The sequence below is a fragment of the Haliea sp. E17 genome (assembly GCF_048323675.1).
Classification (GTDB): domain Bacteria; phylum Pseudomonadota; class Gammaproteobacteria; order Pseudomonadales; family Halieaceae; genus Mangrovimicrobium.
Genome location: NZ_JBLWFK010000005.1, coordinates 88939 through 105784 on the forward strand (window position 1 = coordinate 88939; position 16846 = coordinate 105784).

Here is a 16846-nt window from a genome sequence, read left to right on the forward strand (position 1 = left end):
GTAGAATATTCAGGCCCGAATGGCATCAGGCTTCCAGTTGGGACCAGTAATCGGCGACGTCCAGCATCCGGTTGGCGTAGGCCCACTCGTTGTCGAACCAGGTGAGGACCTTGACCAGGCGCCGGCCGCTGACCAGGGTCTGGCTCGCGTCGACGATACTGGAATGCGCGTCGTGATTGAAGTCGCAGGAGGCCAGTAGCTCGCGGGTAAAGCCCAGGACGCCGTGGAAACGCTCTGCCGCAGCGGCTGCCAGCGCCTGGTTGACCTCGTCCACGCCGGTGTCCCGCTGGGCCTGTATGGTGAGGTCCATGGCCGAGACGTTCAGGGTCGGCACGCGCAGGGCCTGGGCGCTGAAACGCCCGGCCATTTCCGGCAGGATGCGCTCCAGGCCGCGGGCCAGACCGGTGTCGATGGGAATGATCGACTGGAAGGCCGCGCGGGTCTTGCGCAGGTCGGTGTGGTGATAGGCGTCCAGCACCGGCTGGTCGTTCATCGCCGAGTGAATCGTGGTGATGGTACCACTCTCGATACCCACTGTGTCCGCCAGGGCGCGGATCACCGGCACGATGCCGTTGGTGGTACAGGAGGCGGCGGAGACGATTCGGTGACCCGCGTGCAGGTCGCCCTCGTTGACGCCGTAGACGATGGTCGCATCCACGTCCGGTTCTCCGGGCTGGGACAACAGCACCCGCTGCGCTCCCTGCTGCAGGTGGCGTTCAGCGCTGGCGCGGTCGGAGAAGGCGCCGCTGCACTCCAGTACCAGGTCGACGCCCAGCTCCGCCCAGGGCAGGTCGCCAATCTCCGCCTGCCGCAACAGGGTGACGCGGTGGCCATCCACTATCAGGGAGTGCTCATCCCCGCCGAGTTCGCCGGGGAAACGCCCGTGGGTGGAGTCGTAGCGGGTCAGGTGCAGGACAGTCCCGGCGTCGGCAAGTTCGTTGATCGCAACAATCTCGAAACGCGAGCGCAGCGGGCTTTCCTGCAGGGCGCGAAGCACGCAGCGGCCGATCCGGCCGTAGCCGTTGATCGCGATCCGCGTCAGTTTGCCGTGTTCGCTCATACCCTTACTCTTCGAACAACACCTCTTCCACCGCGGCCACCACGTTCTCCACGGTGAAACCGAACTCCCGGAACAGTTCGCCCGCAGGGGCGGATTCACCGAAGCTGGTCATGCCGACGATGCGGCCGTCGAGGCCGACGTACTTGTACCAGTAGTCTGCCGCCAGTGCCTCCACCGCAACCCGGGCGGGCACATCTGAGGGCAGCACGGATTCGCGGTAGGCGGCGTCCTGGGCCTCGAAAGCTTCGGTGCAGGGCATGGAGACCACGCGCACCTGCTTGCCGTTTTCCGTCAATTGCGCGGCCGCGTCCATGGCCAGGCCGACCTCGGAGCCGGTGGCGATGATGATCGCTTCCGGCGCGCCGGCGCAATCCTTGAGGACGTAGCCGCCGCGGGCCACGTTGGCCAGCTGTTCGGCGTCGCGGGCCTGGTGGGGCAGGTTCTGGCGCGAGAACACCAGGGCCGTCGGCCCGTCGCGGCGCTCGATGGCGGCCTTCCAGGCCACCGCGGACTCGACGTCGTCACAGGGGCGCCAGTTGAAGAGGTTGGGGGTCGTGCGCAGGTTGGCCACCTGCTCCACCGGCTGGTGGGTGGGGCCGTCCTCGCCGAGGCCGATGGAATCGTGGGTGTAGACCCAGATCGCCTGCTGCTTCATCAGCGCCGACATGCGCACCGCGTTGCGCATGTACTCCATGAACACCAGGAAGGTGGCGCCGTAGTTGATGAAACCGCCGTGCAGGGCGATACCGTTGGCGATGGCGCCCATGCCGAATTCGCGCACGCCGTAGTACAGGTAGTTGCCGCTGGCATCGTCGCGGGTGATGCCCTTGGAGTCACTCCAGATGGTCAGGTTGGAGCCGGCGAGGTCCGCGGAGCCACCGAGCAATTCCGGCAGCAGCGGGCCGTAGGCGTTGAGGCAGTTCTGGGAAGCCTTGCGCGAGGCCACGGTCTGGCCTTCCGCCTGGCACTGTTCGACATAGGCCTGGGCCTGCGCACTGAAGTCTTCCGGCAGGTCGCCGGCCAGGCGGCGCTTGAGCTCGGCGGCCAGTTCCGGGTAGGCGGCGCTGTAGGCGGCCATGGACTCGTTCCAGGCCTGCTCCGCGGCGGCGCCGGCCTCTTTCGCATCCCAGCCGGCGTAGATTTCAGCGGGAATCTCGAAGGGCGCGTAGGTCCAGCCGAGGGCCTCGCGGGTCGCCGCCACTTCGGCTTCGCCGAGTGCCGCGCCGTGGCAGGACTCGGTGCCCTGCTTGTTGGGGGAGCCCTTGCCGATGATGGTCTTGCAGCAGATCAGGGTGGGCTTGCCCTTTTCCTGGCGGGCCGCTTCGATGGCCGCCTTGACTTCGGAAGAGCTGTGGCCGTTGACGTCGTTGATCACATGCCAGCCGTAGCTGCGAAAACGCGCCGGGGTGTCGTCGGTAAACCAGCCCTCGACCTCGCCGTCGATGGAGATGCCGTTGTCGTCATAGAAGGCGACCAGCTTGCCCAGGCCCAGGGTGCCGGCCAGCGAGCAGACCTCGTGGGAGATGCCCTCCATCAGGCAGCCGTCGCCGAGGAAGACATAGGTGTAGTGGTCGACTACCTTGTGGCCGTCGCGGTTGTAGCGGTCAGCCAGGGCTTTTTCCGCGATCGCCATGCCCACGGCGTTGCCGAGGCCCTGGCCCAGCGGGCCAGTGGTGGTCTCGACGCCCGGGGTGTAGCCGTACTCGGGGTGGCCCGGGGTCTTGCTGTGCAACTGGCGGAAATTCTGCAGCTCGCTCATCGGCAGGTCGTAGCCGGTGAGGTGCAGCAGGGAATAGATGAGCATGGAGCCGTGGCCGTTGGAGAGCACGAAGCGGTCGCGGTTGGCCCACTTGGGGTTGGTGGGGTTGTGGCTGAGGTAGTCGTTCCACAGCACCTCGGCGATATCCGCCATGCCCATTGGCGCCCCGGGGTGGCCGCTGTTGGCCTTCTGGACCGCGTCCATACTGAGGGCGCGGATGGCGTTGGCGAGTTCGAGTCGGGTTGCGGGCATGGGTGTCTCCGGGGCCGGGCTGGGCTGCTCAAAAAAAGGCCGCTATTTTCGCGTAACGGCGGGGTGGGGGCAAACCTCCCGGGCGTGAATTGTTGGGGATCAGGGGCTTATCCGCCAACCTATATCGAAATTTTTTGATATAGGTTGCTTTAGCTGCTAGACTTCACCGCCATGACACTCGCCCAACCCGCCCTCGCGGCCGCGCCGGACACTTCCGCCGCGGTCGACACCACCGCCCTGGCCGCGCTGTGCAAGGCCAGCGGGGACCCCCTGCGCCTGCAGGTATTGCGGGTGCTGCGCGAGGATTCCTTTGGCGTCATGGAGCTGTGCAGCATCTTCGAACTGCGCCAACCGGCGCTCAGCCACCACCTGAAGGTGCTGGCCAATGCCGGCCTGGTGGCCACCCGGCGCGAGGGCAACTCGATTTTCTACCGCCGCGCCCTCCCCGGCCAGGCGCCGGGGCTGGAGGCACTGCAGGCCGCCCTGTTCGAGACCGTGGACCAGGTGGCGCTGCCGGACAGCGTGCTGCGCGGCCTGCGCCAGTTGCAGGGCCGCCGCGAGGAGAACTCGCGCAGCTTCTTCCGTGACAACGCCGACAAATTCCGCGAGCAGCAGGACCTGATCGCCAGCTACGACCAATACGCCGGCACCGTCGCCGAGGTGCTCGCCGAGGCGCCGCTGCCGGGCCGCAGGCTGGCGCTGGAAGTCGGCCCCGGCGACGGCCGTTTCCTGCTGGAACTGGCGCCGCGCTTCGAGCGGGTGGTGGCGCTGGATATCGAGTCCGCAATGCTGGAACAGGCCCGGGTGCGGGCTGAGGCCGCGGGCCTGGACAACGTCGAGTTCCTGCACGGCGACACCGTCCACCCCGCCCTGCAGGGGCTGGCGGCGGACTGCGTGGTCATCAACATGGTGTTGCACCACACCCCGGACCCCGGCGCGGTGCTGGCGGACATCGCCGGCTGCCTGGCGCCGAAGGGCGTGCTGCTGGTCACCGACCTGTGCGCCCACGACCAGGGCTGGGCGCGGGAGAATTGCGGCGACCTCTGGCTGGGCTTCGATCCGGCACAGCTCGCAAGCTGGGCCGCGGCTGCCGGACTCGCCGAGGTCGGCGGGGTATTCCTGGCGCAACGCAATGGATTTCAAGTACAGGTGCGCCTCTTCGGCCACCGTGAATAAAAGGACTGCAGTATGAGCGAATATGCGATTTTCACCTCCGAATCAGTGTCCGAGGGACACCCGGACAAGATGGCGGACCAGATCTCGGACGCCATCCTCGACGCCATCCTCAAGGATGACAAGAACGCACGGGTCGCCGTGGAAACCCTGGTAAAAACCGGTATGGCCGTGGTCGCCGGTGAAGTCACCACCTCGACCTACGTGGACCTCGAGCAGATCGTCCGCGACGTCATCCTCGACATCGGCTACAACAGCTCCGACGTCGGCTTCGACGGCGCCTCCTGCGCGGTCCTCAACGCCATCGGCAAGCAGTCCCCGGACATCGCCCAGGGTGTGGACGAAAAGCTCGAGGACAACAAGGAGCAGGGCGCCGGCGACCAGGGCCTGATGTTCGGCTACGCCACCGACGAAACCGACGTGCTGATGCCCGCGCCGATCTACTACTCCCACCGCCTGGTGGAGAAGCAGGCGGAACTGCGCAAGCACAAGGTCCTGCCCTGGCTGCGCCCGGACGCCAAGAGCCAGGTGACCCTGCGCTATGAAAACGGCAAACCGGTGGCCATCGACGCGGTGGTACTGTCCACCCAGCACTCCCCGGACATCGGCCAGGCGGATATCCAGGAAGCCGTGATGGACCTGATCATCAAGGAAGTCCTGCCCGCGCAGTGGCTGCACGCGGGCACCCGCTACCACATCAACCCGACCGGCAACTTCGTCATCGGCGGCCCGGTGGGCGACTGCGGCCTGACCGGGCGCAAGATCATCGTCGACACCTACGGCGGCATGGCCCGCCACGGCGGCGGCGCCTTCTCCGGCAAGGACCCCTCGAAGGTGGACCGCTCCGCGGCCTACGCCGGCCGCTACGTGGCCAAGAATATCGTCGCCGCGGGCCTCGCCGCACGCTGTGAAATCCAGGTCTCCTACGCCATCGGCGTGGCGGAACCGACCTCGATCTCGATCAACACTTTCGGTACCGGCAAGGTCTCCGACGACACGATCGTCGAACTGGTCCGCGAGCACTTCGACCTGCGGCCCAAGGGCCTGGTCGAGATGCTCGACCTGAAGCGCCCGATCTACCGCGCGACGGCGGCGTATGGGCACTTCGGGCGTGAGTTGCCGGAGTTTACCTGGGAGAAAACCGACAAGGCTGAGGCGCTCAAGGCCGCGCTGTAAAGTCTGGTTGGGTATGAGGAAGGTGGTTGTGAGCCGGAGCCGAGCACCGTATATGCCTGTAGGAGACACGCAAAAGCGCCATCCATGGCAGCTCGGCCTCGGCCATCCCTGGCCTCGGACGGTCTCCCACAGGCATATACGGCACTCGACTCCTCATCCGGCACGCTGCCCCGGCTTCTGGACAGCGCTCGCTTCCGGGATAGAAGCAACCAGTCGAGAGTTGCTTCGTTGCCCTGCGCCAAGTATTCCGCTCCTGAGCGAGGGCGGTGTGCGGTGTGGTTCCTCGCAGGAGCGTGTGAGGCCATGGATGGCCGAACCCGAGCTGCCATGGATGGCGCTTTTGCGACTCCGGCGAGGAACCACACCGTACGCCGACCGGATTCGGGCCACCCAATACCACGTAACTCAAAACACGTAAATTCATTGAAAATATTGGCACAAGGCCAAAGAAGGATTCAACCATGACTACAGCAGAAAAGATCGACAGCCAGGACTACAAAGTCGCGGATATCAGCCTCGCCGCCTGGGGCCGCCGCGAACTGGACATCGCCGAGGGCGAGATGCCCGCACTGATGGCCCTGCGCGACAAGTACCGCGACAGCAAGCCGCTGGCCGGCGCGAAGATCCTCGGCTGCATCCACATGACCATCCAGACCGGCGTGCTGATCGAGACCCTGGTGGAACTGGGCGCCGAGGTGCGCTGGTCCTCGTGCAATATCTTCTCTACCCAGGACCACGCCGCCGCAGCGATCGCCGCGTCGGGAGTGCCCGTATTCGCCTGGAAAGGCGAGACCGAGGAAGAGTACGAGTGGTGCATCGAGCAGACCATCCTGAAAGATGGCCAGCCCTGGGACGCCAACATGGTGCTGGACGATGGCGGCGACCTCACCGCCATGCTGCACGACAAGTACCCGGCAATGCTGGAGAAGATCCACGGTATCACCGAGGAGACCACCACTGGTGTGCACCGCCTGCAGGAAATGCTCGAAGCCGGCACCCTGAAAGTGCCCGCGGTGAACGTCAACGACTCGGTGACCAAGTCCAAGAACGACAACAAGTACGGCTGCCGCCACAGCCTCAACGACGCCATCAAGCGCGGCACCGACCACCTGCTGTCCGGCAAGAAGGCGCTGGTCATCGGCTACGGCGACGTCGGCAAGGGCTCCGCCCAGTCCCTGCGCCAGGAGGGCATGATCGTGCGCGTTACCGAGATCGACCCGATCTGTGCCATGCAGGCCTGCATGGACGGCTACGAGGTAGTGTCGCCCTTTATCAACGGCGTCAATGACGGCACCCCGGCCAGCGTCGACAGCAACCTGCTGCAGAACATCGACCTGCTGGTCACCACCACCGGCAACTACAATGTCTGTGACTCCAACATGTTGAAGGCGCTGAAAAACGGCGCGGTGGTCTGCAACATCGGCCACTTCGACAACGAGATCGACACGGCTTTCATGCGTCGCGAGTGGGAATGGGAAGAGGTCAAACCGCAGGTGCACAAGGTCTACCGCGACCGCGCCAGCAACGACCACCTGCTGCTGCTTTCCGAGGGCCGCCTGGTCAACCTGGGCAACGCCACCGGCCACCCGAGCCGGGTGATGGATGGCTCCTTCTCCAACCAGGTGCTGGCGCAGATCTACCTGTTCGAGCGCAAGTTCGCGAACCTGGAGCCGGAGATGAAGGAAGCGGCGCTGAAGGTCGAGGTACTGCCGAAGAAACTCGACGAGGAAGTCGCGGCGCACATGGTACGCGGTTTCGGCGGTGTGATTACCCGCCTGACCACGGAGCAGGCGAAATACATCAACGTGAAGGTGGAAGGGCCGTTCAAGCCGGACAGCTACAAGTACTGATTGGCGGTTTGATCTGTAGCCCCCGGGGACTTCGTAGTGCCGGGGACAAGAACAGCGATGGGTTGCGGAACACGCCGTGAACCCATCCATGGGGGCTCGGGCTCGGCATCCGTGCCTCGCACGGTTCCGCAACCCATCGCTGCTCTCGTCCCCTGATTCAGTGCAGCCTTCGAGGCTGACGCAGTTTCCACGCAAGTGGGTCCAGTGCGCAAATGACTGGGATCACTGCGAAGGAGTGTGGCGGTGAAGCAGTCCGGTCAGGACCGTGCGAGGCATGGATGCCGAGCCCGAGCCTACATGGACGTATTTACGGCGTGTCCTGACCGGACTGCTTCACTGCCGCGCTCCGAACCTGAATCGAAGCTCCACGCCAATACACCGAACTGACATGAACACCCGAATACCAGAGTCAACATAATGGCCAAGCAAAAACCCAGAATCAGTTTCGAGTTCTTCCCGCCCAAGACACCCGAGGGCAAGCAGAAGTTACTCGAGGAAACCGTACCGGCGCTCAATGCGTTGAACCCGGTGTTTTTCTCCGTGACCTACGGTGCCGGCGGCACCACCCGCGACTCCACACTCGGCATCGTCTCGAAGATCCGCGAGGCCGGCATCGACGTGGCGCCGCACCTGTCATTCGGCGGCGATGACGAGAATGCCGTCGGCGAATTGCTGGATACCTACCAGCAGCGCGGCATTCGCCGCCTGGTGGCCCTGCGCGGCGATATGCCCTCCGGCATGGGCGCCAGCACCCAGCTGGTTTACGCCAATGAACTGGTGGAATTCGTGCGCCGGCGCAGCGGCGATCACTTCGAGATCGAAGTGGCGGCCTACCCGGAAATTCACCCGGAATCGAAGAGCTACGACAGCGACATCCACTTCCTCAAGCAGAAACTGGACGCCGGCGCCAACAGCGCCATTACCCAGTATTTCTACAACGTCGAGTCCTATTTCTATTATCTGGATCGCTGCGCGGCGGCGGGTATCGACAAGCCCATCTACGCCGGGGTGATGCCGATCACCAACTTCCAGAACCTGGCGCGCTTCTCTCGCAACTGCGGGGCGGAAATTCCGCGCTGGATCTGCAAGCGCATGGAGGGCTACGGCGACGACCAGGAGAGCATCCGCAAGTTTGGTCTCGAGGTGGTCACCCAGCTGTGCCAGACCCTGATCGACTCCGGCGCCCCGGGCATCCACTTCTACACCATGAACCAGGTGGAGCCGACCCGGGAGATCTACAACAGCCTGGGCCTGTAAATGCGCATTCCGCGTATCCATACGGAGCAGGCGCTGCAGCCGCACGCACTGGTGGAGCTGGAGGCGGGAGCCTCCCGCCACCTCGCCAGCGCCCTGCGCATGCAGGCGGGAGATGCCCTGGTGCTGTTCGACGGCCGCGGCGGGGAGTATGCGGCGAGCATCGCGCAGGTGGAAAAACGCGCTGTCAGTGTACAGATCGGTGAATACCGGGCGGTGGACAACGAGTCGCCCCTGGCCATCCACCTCGGTATCGGCCTGTCCCGCGGCGAGCGCATGGACCTGGTGGTACAGAAGGCCACCGAACTGGGTGTCGCCGCGATCACACCGCTGTTCACCGAGCGCAGCGAGGTCAAACTCAAGGGTGAGCGGGCCGCCAGGAAACTCGGCCACTGGCGCCAGATCGCGATCAGCGCCTGTGAGCAGTGCGGCCGCAACACCCTGCCGCAGGTCCACGCGCCACTTGCCTTCGGCGACTGGCTCGCCGGGAGCGACAGCCAGCTCAAGCTGGTGCTTCACCACCGCGCCGAACCGCTGGCGCTGGACAGCGCACCGCGCTCGGCGAGCCTGCTGATCGGCCCCGAGGGCGGCCTGTCGGGGGCGGAAATCCAGGCGGCAGAGGCGGCGGGATTCCACTCCCTCGCCCTCGGTCCGCGGGTGCTGCGCACGGAAACCGCACCGCTCGCGGCCATCGCCGTGCTGCAGGCCCGCTGGGGCGATATCTCCATATAACGCCAGCCCGCGCTTGCGCGCTCTGGTGCCATTGCGTAATTTAGCGGCTAGCTGGCGCGCATCACCGATGCCTGCGGCCAGCCAGCCATTTCGCCAGCCAACCGCCGGATGTTTCCATGACCGTAAAGCTAGGCGTGGTGATGGACCCCATCGCCGCCATCACCTACAAGAAAGACACCACCCTGGCCATGCTCTGGGCCGCCCAGGACCGGGGCTGGGAACTGCATTACATGGAACAGTCCGACCTGTTCCTGCGCGACGGCGAGGCGCGGGCGCGCACGACGCCACTGACCGTGTTCCGCGACCCCCAACGCTGGTACGAATTCGGCGACCCGGTGGACCGCCCGCTGGCGGACCTGGACGTGATACTGATGCGCAAGGACCCGCCCTTCGACAACGAATTCATCTATACCACCTACATCCTGGAAGCCGCCGAGCGCCGCGGAACGCTGATCGTCAACCGCTGCCAGGGCCTGCGCGACAGCAATGAAAAGGTGTTCGCCACCGAGTATCCCCAGTGCTGCCCCCCGGTGCTGGTCAGCCGCGACATGGAGCGCCTGAAAGCCTTCCAGCGCGAACACGGCGATGTCATTTTCAAACCGCTGGACGGCATGGGCGGCAGCAACATCTTCCGCGTGCAGCCGGGGGACCCGAACCTCAGCGTGATCCTGGAGTCGCTGACGGCACACGGCACGCACACCATCATGGGCCAGAAATTCATCCCCGAAATCACCGAGGGCGACAAGCGGGTGCTGGTGGTCGGCGGCAAGGTCGTCCCCTACTGCCTGGCCCGGGTGCCGCTGGTCGGCGAGACCCGCGGCAACCTGGCGGCGGGCGGCAGCGGCCGGCCGCAGCCCCTGACGGACCGCGACCGCTGGATTGCCGACCAGGTGGCACCGGCGCTGCTGGCGCGCGGCATCCTGTTTGCCGGCCTGGATATCATCGGCGACTACCTCACGGAAATTAACGTCACCAGTCCCACCTGCGTGCGCGAGATCGACGCCGGTTTCGGCACCGACATCGCCGGCGACCTGATGGACTGTATCGCCGGGGAGCTGGCACAGCGGAACTGATCACCGGGCATGTACTACCTGCATCACATCGCCGCCGAGCAACGCCGCATGCGCTACGCCATCGCGGCGGCGCTGGCTTTGCACGTGGTGGTGGTCTCGGTGGTGTCTTTTCGCGGCCTGGGCGGGACCCCAAACGCGCGCCAGATCGAGGTCACCCTGACCACCCGCAACAGTGACCGCAGCCCCGACGACGCCCGGCATATCGCCCAGAGCAACCAACTGGGCAGCGGCCAGCAGGCGGAGCGCGATAACGTGACTTCCCCGGACGCGGCCCTGCCGCTACCGGACACCTCGCAGCCCCGGTCCGCGCCACCGCGCACCGAGGAAACCGTGAGCGCCAGTGGCGAACTGCTCTCCTCGGTAGCCGCCGCCCCGCGCTCGGTGACCCCGCGGGAACAGCGCGACCACAACAACCCGGCCCCGGGGCTCAGTCCCGAAGCGCGGGACCAGCAACAGCAAATGGCTGCCCAGCAGGCCCAGCCGGACCGCCAACTGCGCTCCGAATCCCGCGCCCCGCGGGTGCGCAGGCTGACCGGGGTTTCCGCGAAACAGGCCGCGGATGCGGCCTACCTGCTGGACTGGCGGCAGCGGCTGGAAGCGGTCGGCAACAAGTATTACCCGGAGGCCTCCGTGCGCTACGGCATGTACGGCAACCTCAAACTGCTGGTGGCGATTCGCAGCGACGGCAGCCTGGAGGACGTCAAGGTGCTGGAGTCCTCCGGCTATGCCGTGCTCGACGAGGCGGCGATCAAGATCGTGCGCATGGCCGCCCCCTACTCGCCGTTTCCCGATGAGCTGGCCGCCACTACCGACATGCTGGAAATCGTCCGCACATGGCAATTCCAGCAGAATGAGCTAGGCTCAAATTGACGCGGGGGACATGCCCCCCCGCGGGTAAGGAGCCCGGTTACTCCATGGCGGAACGATTTCACGCGACAACCTCACGCAGCAGCGACAGCCTCAGGAATCACTTCCTGCTGGCCATGCCCTCGCTGTCCGAAGGCATCTTCTGCCACAGCATCACCTATATCTGTGAACACGGTGAGAGCGGCGCCATGGGCATCGTCATCAACCAGCCCCTGGAACTCAGCGTGGCGGAGATTTTCGACCACCTGCAGATCGACAGCCTGCGCGATTTTACCGACGAGCCGGTGCTGGCCGGCGGCCCGGTACAGATCGACCACGGCTTCGTCCTGCACCGCGGCTCGACGGCCCAGTGGGAAGCCAGCCTCACCGTCACCGATGAAATCACCCTCACCACCTCGCGCGATATCCTGCGCGCGATCGCCCACGGCAACGGGCCCCAGGAACACCTCATCGCGCTGGGCTATGCCGGCTGGTCCGCGGGCCAGCTGGAACAGGAACTGGCCTCCAACGCCTGGCTGACCCTGCCGGCGGACAGCGACATCATCTTCCGCACCCCCGCGGAGAACCGCCTGGCGGCCGCCGCCGCCCAGCTCGGGATCGACATGAACCTGATTTCCGCCGAAGCGGGGCACGCCTGAGCACCATACTCTGTTTCGATTACGGCTTGCGCCAGATCGGTGTGGCGGTGGGCAACACCCTGCTCGGCACCAGTACGGCCCTGCCGATCCTGCGCGCCCGCGACGGGGTACCCAACTGGGAGGAAGTGGCCGCCCTGGTAGCCGAATGGCAACCGGCCCTGCTGGTCGTGGGGGAACCCCTCAACATGGATGGCAGCGACAGCGAACTGGCCCAGCGCGCGCGGCGCTTCGCCGGCCGCCTGCACGGACGCCTGGGGCTGCAGGTCAGCCTGTTTGACGAGCGGCTGAGCAGCCGCGAGGCAAAATCCCTGGCCCGGGAGCAGGGCCACCGCGGCGACTACCGGCGCGCGCCGGTGGACAGCGTGGCGGCGGCGCTGATCCTGGAGAGCTGGCTGGCGGAGCAGCCAGCCGCCGATAACTGAAGCCGAATTTCAGCGCCGGCCGATAAAGCGCCCGGTATCGTCCTCCTGGTCCATCGACAGGGAAAACTCGCTGCCCTGTGAAGAGCGGCCCTTCTCGTGCATCTTGATTGCCAGCCGCACGTCGTTGGCGGAGTCCGCGTAGCGAACCGCGTCCTCGTGGGAGATAAGGCCTTCCTTGTACGCCTTGACCAGCGACTGGTCGAGGGTCTGCATGCCCAGCTCGGTGGACTTGGCCATCAGGTCCTTGATCAGGTGTACCTCGCCCTTGCGGATATAGTCCGCCACCAGCGGGGTGTTCAGCAGGATCTCCACCACCGGGGTGCGGCCCTTGCCGTCCTTGCGCGGCAACAACTGCTGCGCCACCATCGCCTTGAGGTTCAGCGACAGGTCCATCCACACCTGGTTGTGCTGTTCCGCCGGGAAGAAACTCTGGATGCGATCCAGCGCCTGGTTGGCGTTGTTGGCGTGCAGTGTGCACAGGCAGAGGTGACCGGTCTCGGCGAAGGTCAGTGCCTGCATCATGGTCTCGGCGGTGCGCACCTCACCGATGAGGATCACGTCCGGCGCCTGGCGCAGGGTGTTCTTCAGGGCGATATCGAAGGATTCGGTATCCACCCCCACCTCACGCTGGGTGATGATGCACTGGCCGTGCTGGTGCATGTATTCGATCGGGTCCTCGATGGTGATGATGTGGCCGCGGCTGTTGTGGTTGCGGTAACCCACCATGGACGCCAGCGAGGTCGATTTACCGGTACCGGTCGCGCCGACGAAGATCACCAGCCCGCGCTTGGTCATCGACAGTTCCTTGATGATCGGCGGCAATCCCAGTTCGTCGACACCGGGGATATCGGTCACGATGCGGCGCAATACCAGGCCGCATTCACCGCGCTGCACAAAACAGCTGACACGGAAGCGTCCCAGGCCCTCGCGGCCGATGGCGAAGTTCAGTTCGTGGTGCGCGAGGAACTCGCGCTGCTGTTTCTCATCCATGGTCGACAGGACGAGGTCGCGGGCCTCCTCGGAGCTCAGCGGCGTTTCGCGCACCGGGAAAATGGTGCCGTCGACCTTGATGCTGGGCGGCGCACCGGTGGAGATAAAACCGTCCGAGGCGCCCTCGTCGACCACCCGTTGCAAGAGATCTTCTATTTTCATCTTCACGTCCTCCTGGCAGGCCCTCAGGCACTGCCGCAGCGGCGATTGTCAGTGCCGCCGCCGGCGTTGCCGGCGCGGTTAAAAGTTTTCCGGCATGCGCGCCTTTTCCCGGGCCACTTCCCGGTGAACGACGCGTTTCTCCACCAGTTCTGCAAGGCACTGGTCGAGCGTCTGCATGCCGAGGGCCTGGCCGGTCTGGATTGCGGAGTACATCTGCGCGACCTTGTCCTCGCGAATGAGGTTACGGATCGCGGGGGTACCGCGCATGATTTCGTGGGCGGCCACCCGGCCACCGGTGGCCCGCTTCATCAGGGTCTGGGATATCACCGCCTGCAGCGACTCCGACAGCATGGAGCGCACCATGTCCTTTTCCGCCGCCGGAAATACGTCGATCACCCGGTCGATGGTCTTGGCCGCCGAGGTGGTGTGCAGCGTACCGAATACCAGGTGGCCGGTTTCCGCGGCGGTCAGCGCCAGCCGGATGGTCTCGAGGTCGCGCATCTCGCCGACCAGGATGATGTCCGGGTCCTCGCGCAGGGCGCTGCGTAGCGCCTCGGCGAATCCGTGGGTATCCTTGTGGACTTCCCGCTGGTTGACCAGGCATTTCTTCGATTCGTGGACGAATTCGATCGGGTCCTCGATGGTGAGGATGTGCTCGTACTTGTTGTCGTTGATGAAATCGACCATCGCCGCCAGCGTGGTCGACTTGCCGGAACCGGTCGGGCCGGTGACCAGCACCAGGCCGCGGGGCATCATGGAAATATCGCGGAACACCTGGCCCATGCCGAGGTCTTCCATGGTCAGCACCTTGGAGGGAATGGTCCGGAATACGGCGCCGGCGCCGCGGTTCTGGTTGAAGGCGTTGACCCGGAAACGGGCGACGCCGGGCACTTCGAAGGAGAAGTCGGTCTCGAGGAATTCCTCGTAGTCCTTGCGCTGTTTGTCGTTCATGATGTCGTAGATCAACTCATGAACCTGTTTGTGCTCCATCGGCGGCAGGTTGATGCGGCGTATATCGCCGTCGACCCGGATCATCGGGGGCAGCCCCGCCGACAGGTGTAGGTCTGACGCTCCCTGCTTGGCGCTGAATGCCAGCAGTTCAGTGATATCCATATTTCTCCCCTTTGGTGCGAGCGCAGCCCCTGTGCGCCCCTACGCAGCGCGTGCCGACGGTTGCGCCAACTCGTTATTCATTTCCCCAGTATTTGTTGGCTGGCCGTGGGGTAACGGTATCGGCTACCATCCCCGCATGATCCAGCCCTCGCTCAAAGACAATATAACAAAGCTGACACAGAGGGTACGTTTAACTGTAGAAATGTGCGGTAGGACACAGGACCGGATAACGCTGCTCGCGGTGAGCAAAACCCGCCCGGCGAGCGAGCTGCGCGCCGCCTTCGAATACGGCATCGACCAGTTCGGGGAAAACTACCTGAGCGAGGCGCTGGAGAAGATGGCGGACCTCCAGGACCTGCCCCTGACCTGGCATTTCATCGGCCCCATCCAGTCCAACAAGACCCGCGCCATCGCCGGGCATTTCGCCTGGGTACAGAGCGTGGATCGGGAAAAGATCGCCCGCCGCCTCGCCGAGCAGCGCCCCGCAGACCTGCCGCCACTGAACGTGTGCATCCAGGTCAACATCTCCGCCGAGGCCAGCAAGTCCGGCGCCAGTCCCCGTGACCTGCCCGCGCTGGCGCAGTGCATCAGCGAACTGCCGGCCCTGCGCCTGCGCGGGCTGATGGCCATACCGGCGCGCAGCGACGATCCCGCACAGCGGCGCGCGGTATTCGCCGAACTGCACTCCCTGTATCGCGAACTGCGGGCGGTACATCCATCCGTCGACACCCTGTCCATGGGGATGTCCGGCGACTTTGCGGAGGCGATAGCGGAGGGCGCCACGCTGCTGCGTATCGGCAGCGCCCTGTTCGGACCGCGCAACGGGTGAAACTGACCCGCCGCAACAGGTATACTGCGTGACTGTTTTTTCCACCACCGCGCAACAATCGCGAGGATAACTTGGACACACCAGTGATCGCCTTTATCGGCGCCGGCAACATGGCCACCAGCATTATCGGGGGCCTGGTCGAGAGCGGCACCCCCGCCAGCAGTATCCGCGCCGCCGACCCCTACCCCGAAAGCCTCGAACGCCTGCGCGGGGTGGCGCCGGTCGCGACCTTTAACGACAACGCCGCGGCGGTCAGCGGGGCGGACGTCATCATCCTGGCGGTCAAACCGCAGGTGATGGGCGAGGTCTGCAAGGCGCTCGCGCCGGCGCTTGCGGGCAGTGGCGCGCTGGTCATCTCGATTGCCGCCGGTATCAATATCAGCAGCCTGAAAAACTGGCTGGGCGCCGCCACCGCGGTGGTGCGCTGCATGCCCAATACCCCCTCGCTGCTGCGCTGCGGCGCCACCGGCCTGTACGCCAGCGCCGAAGTCAGCGAGCAGCAAAAAGCCCACGCCGGACAGATTCTCGCGGCGGTGGGGCTGGTCGAGTGGGTCCCCGGCGAGGCCGACCTCGACGCGGTAATCGCCGTCTCCGGTAGCGCCCCGGCCTACTTCTTCCTGTTCATGGAAGCGATGATCGAAAGCGGCACCCGTATGGGACTGGAGCGCGAGACGGCCACCCGACTGGTGCAACAATCCGCGCTCGGCGCCGCCCGCATGGCCCTGGAAGACGCAGCCGACCTGGTGGAACTGCGGCGCCGGGTCACCAGCCCCGGGGGTACCACCCAGGCGGCTATCGCCAGTTTCGAGGCCGCGGGGCTGCGGCAGATTATCGATGAGGCCATGCAGGCGGCGGTGGACCGCTCCGTCGAAATGGCCAGGGAAATGGGATAAGCGCGCATGGGAGCGATCAACGAAATTACCGTTTACCTGATCCAGACCGCGGTCAGCCTGTACCTCGTCGCCATGCTGCTGCGCTTCCTGCTGCAACTGGTGCGCGCGGATTTCTACAACCCCATCTGCCAGTTCCTGGTAAAAATCACCAACCCGCTGGTCATTCCGCTGCGCCGGGTACTGCCGGGTTTCGGCGGTATCGATTTCGCCTCACTGCTGCTCTCCCTGCTGCTGCAGTTGCTGGCGATCGTCGTGCTGCTGAAACTCTACGGGCTGGGACTGCCGAACATCCTCCTGCTGGTGCTGTGGTCCGCCCTCGGGCTGGTCGGCCTGGTGGTGAATATCTATTTCTTCGCGCTGCTGGCCATGATCATCCTCAGCTGGATTGCACCGGGCGGCAACAACCCCGCGCTGGTCCTGCTCTACCAGGTCACCGAACCGGTGATGGCGCCGTTCCGCCGCCTGCTGCCGCCGATGGGCGGCATGGACTTCTCGCCGATCCTGGTCTTCATCCTGATCAACGTGCTGCAGATCCTGCTGCGCCACATGGCCGGTGCCATTGGCCTGCACCCCGCGCTGGTAATCGGCATCTGAGTCCGGCGC

General features: G+C 65.2%; 16 protein-coding genes. 12 read left to right on the forward strand and 4 right to left on the reverse strand.

Features of this window, described 5'->3' with window-relative positions; all coding sequences use genetic code 11:
- Nucleotides 1-25: 25 nt before the first annotated feature.
- Nucleotides 26-1060 carry a type I glyceraldehyde-3-phosphate dehydrogenase gene (locus ACNKU3_RS13825; RefSeq protein ID WP_418260085.1) on the reverse strand — a complete coding sequence of 345 codons (1035 nt, stop codon included), beginning with the start codon at nt 1058-1060 and terminating at the stop codon, nt 26-28.
- 4 nt (nt 1061-1064) lie between these two features.
- Complete coding sequence (gene tkt / locus ACNKU3_RS13830) at nt 1065-3071, reverse strand: transketolase (RefSeq protein ID WP_418260086.1); 2007 nt, start codon at nt 3069-3071, stop codon at nt 1065-1067.
- 171 nt (nt 3072-3242) lie between these two features.
- On the opposite strand from tkt, the gene ACNKU3_RS13835 reads away from it, so the two are divergent.
- The 9 genes from ACNKU3_RS13835 (at nt 3243) to ruvX (ending at nt 12256) form a co-directional block, all read left to right on the forward strand.
- A complete protein-coding gene (locus tag ACNKU3_RS13835) occupies nt 3243-4247 on the forward strand; it encodes a metalloregulator ArsR/SmtB family transcription factor (RefSeq protein ID WP_418260087.1) in 1005 nt (334 codons plus the stop codon).
- Between the two features lie 12 nt (nt 4248-4259).
- Nucleotides 4260-5420 carry a methionine adenosyltransferase gene (gene metK / locus ACNKU3_RS13840; protein ID WP_418260088.1) on the forward strand — a complete coding sequence of 387 codons (1161 nt, stop codon included), beginning with the start codon at nt 4260-4262 and terminating at the stop codon, nt 5418-5420.
- 461 nt (nt 5421-5881) lie between these two features.
- Complete coding sequence (ahcY, locus tag ACNKU3_RS13845; RefSeq protein ID WP_418260089.1) at nt 5882-7270, forward strand: adenosylhomocysteinase; 1389 nt, start codon at nt 5882-5884, stop codon at nt 7268-7270.
- A gap of 417 nt (nt 7271-7687) precedes the next feature.
- Nucleotides 7688-8527, forward strand: a complete 840-nt coding sequence (gene metF, locus ACNKU3_RS13850) for a methylenetetrahydrofolate reductase [NAD(P)H] (RefSeq protein WP_418260090.1) — start codon at nt 7688-7690, stop codon at nt 8525-8527.
- On the forward strand, nt 8528-9256 hold the full coding sequence (locus ACNKU3_RS13855) for a 16S rRNA (uracil(1498)-N(3))-methyltransferase (protein WP_418260091.1): 729 nt from the start codon (nt 8528-8530) through the stop codon (nt 9254-9256). It begins immediately after the preceding gene.
- A 116-nt stretch (nt 9257-9372) separates the two neighbouring features.
- Nucleotides 9373-10329, forward strand: a complete 957-nt coding sequence (gene gshB, locus ACNKU3_RS13860) for a glutathione synthase (protein ID WP_418260092.1) — start codon at nt 9373-9375, stop codon at nt 10327-10329.
- A gap of 9 nt (nt 10330-10338) precedes the next feature.
- Complete coding sequence (locus ACNKU3_RS13865) at nt 10339-11199, forward strand: energy transducer TonB (RefSeq protein WP_418260093.1); 861 nt, start codon at nt 10339-10341, stop codon at nt 11197-11199.
- 44 nt (nt 11200-11243) lie between these two features.
- Nucleotides 11244-11834, forward strand: coding sequence for a YqgE/AlgH family protein (locus tag ACNKU3_RS13870; RefSeq protein ID WP_418260094.1), 591 nt, complete (start codon nt 11244-11246; stop codon nt 11832-11834).
- Complete coding sequence (ruvX, locus tag ACNKU3_RS13875; protein WP_418260541.1) at nt 11831-12256, forward strand: Holliday junction resolvase RuvX; 426 nt, start codon at nt 11831-11833, stop codon at nt 12254-12256. The genes ACNKU3_RS13870 and ruvX overlap by 4 nt, the downstream gene beginning before the upstream one ends.
- Nucleotides 12257-12265: 9 nt before the next feature.
- On the opposite strand, the gene ACNKU3_RS13880 is transcribed toward ruvX, so the two are convergent.
- Complete coding sequence (locus ACNKU3_RS13880) at nt 12266-13408, reverse strand: PilT/PilU family type 4a pilus ATPase (protein WP_418260095.1); 1143 nt, start codon at nt 13406-13408, stop codon at nt 12266-12268.
- A gap of 78 nt (nt 13409-13486) precedes the next feature.
- Nucleotides 13487-14521: a type IV pilus twitching motility protein PilT gene (locus ACNKU3_RS13885; RefSeq protein ID WP_418260096.1), complete on the reverse strand. Its 1035-nt coding sequence runs from the start codon at nt 14519-14521 to the stop codon at nt 13487-13489.
- Nucleotides 14522-14657: 136 nt separating this feature from the next.
- Between ACNKU3_RS13885 and ACNKU3_RS13890 the strand changes: the two genes are divergently transcribed.
- The 3 genes from ACNKU3_RS13890 (at nt 14658) to ACNKU3_RS13900 (ending at nt 16837) form a co-directional block, all read left to right on the forward strand.
- Nucleotides 14658-15350, forward strand: a complete 693-nt coding sequence (locus tag ACNKU3_RS13890; protein WP_418260097.1) for a YggS family pyridoxal phosphate-dependent enzyme — start codon at nt 14658-14660, stop codon at nt 15348-15350.
- 71 nt (nt 15351-15421) lie between these two features.
- Complete coding sequence (gene proC, locus ACNKU3_RS13895) at nt 15422-16243, forward strand: pyrroline-5-carboxylate reductase (RefSeq protein WP_418260098.1); 822 nt, start codon at nt 15422-15424, stop codon at nt 16241-16243.
- A 6-nt stretch (nt 16244-16249) separates the two neighbouring features.
- Nucleotides 16250-16837, forward strand: a complete 588-nt coding sequence (locus ACNKU3_RS13900; protein ID WP_418260099.1) for a YggT family protein — start codon at nt 16250-16252, stop codon at nt 16835-16837.
- Nucleotides 16838-16846: the final 9 nt, after the last annotated feature.

Excerpts from the sequence above, each read along its gene's own strand:
- ACNKU3_RS13825 (WP_418260085.1), bottom strand. The coding sequence starts at position 1,060 with ATGAGCGAACACGGCAAACTGACGCGGATCGCGATCAACGGCTACGGC.
- tkt (WP_418260086.1), bottom strand. The coding sequence starts at position 3,071 with ATGCCCGCAACCCGACTCGAACTCGCCAACGCCATCCGCGCCCTCAGT.
- ACNKU3_RS13835 (WP_418260087.1), top strand. The coding sequence starts at position 3,243 with ATGACACTCGCCCAACCCGCCCTCGCGGCCGCGCCGGACACTTCCGCC.
- metK (WP_418260088.1), top strand. The coding sequence starts at position 4,260 with ATGAGCGAATATGCGATTTTCACCTCCGAATCAGTGTCCGAGGGACAC.
- ahcY (WP_418260089.1), top strand. The coding sequence starts at position 5,882 with ATGACTACAGCAGAAAAGATCGACAGCCAGGACTACAAAGTCGCGGAT.
- metF (WP_418260090.1), top strand. The coding sequence starts at position 7,688 with ATGGCCAAGCAAAAACCCAGAATCAGTTTCGAGTTCTTCCCGCCCAAG.
- ACNKU3_RS13855 (WP_418260091.1), top strand. The coding sequence starts at position 8,528 with ATGCGCATTCCGCGTATCCATACGGAGCAGGCGCTGCAGCCGCACGCA.
- gshB (WP_418260092.1), top strand. The coding sequence starts at position 9,373 with ATGACCGTAAAGCTAGGCGTGGTGATGGACCCCATCGCCGCCATCACC.
- ACNKU3_RS13865 (WP_418260093.1), top strand. The coding sequence starts at position 10,339 with ATGTACTACCTGCATCACATCGCCGCCGAGCAACGCCGCATGCGCTAC.
- ACNKU3_RS13870 (WP_418260094.1), top strand. The coding sequence starts at position 11,244 with ATGGCGGAACGATTTCACGCGACAACCTCACGCAGCAGCGACAGCCTC.
- ACNKU3_RS13880 (WP_418260095.1), bottom strand. The coding sequence starts at position 13,408 with ATGAAAATAGAAGATCTCTTGCAACGGGTGGTCGACGAGGGCGCCTCG.
- ACNKU3_RS13885 (WP_418260096.1), bottom strand. The coding sequence starts at position 14,521 with ATGGATATCACTGAACTGCTGGCATTCAGCGCCAAGCAGGGAGCGTCA.
- ACNKU3_RS13890 (WP_418260097.1), top strand. The coding sequence starts at position 14,658 with ATGATCCAGCCCTCGCTCAAAGACAATATAACAAAGCTGACACAGAGG.
- ACNKU3_RS13900 (WP_418260099.1), top strand. The coding sequence starts at position 16,250 with ATGGGAGCGATCAACGAAATTACCGTTTACCTGATCCAGACCGCGGTC.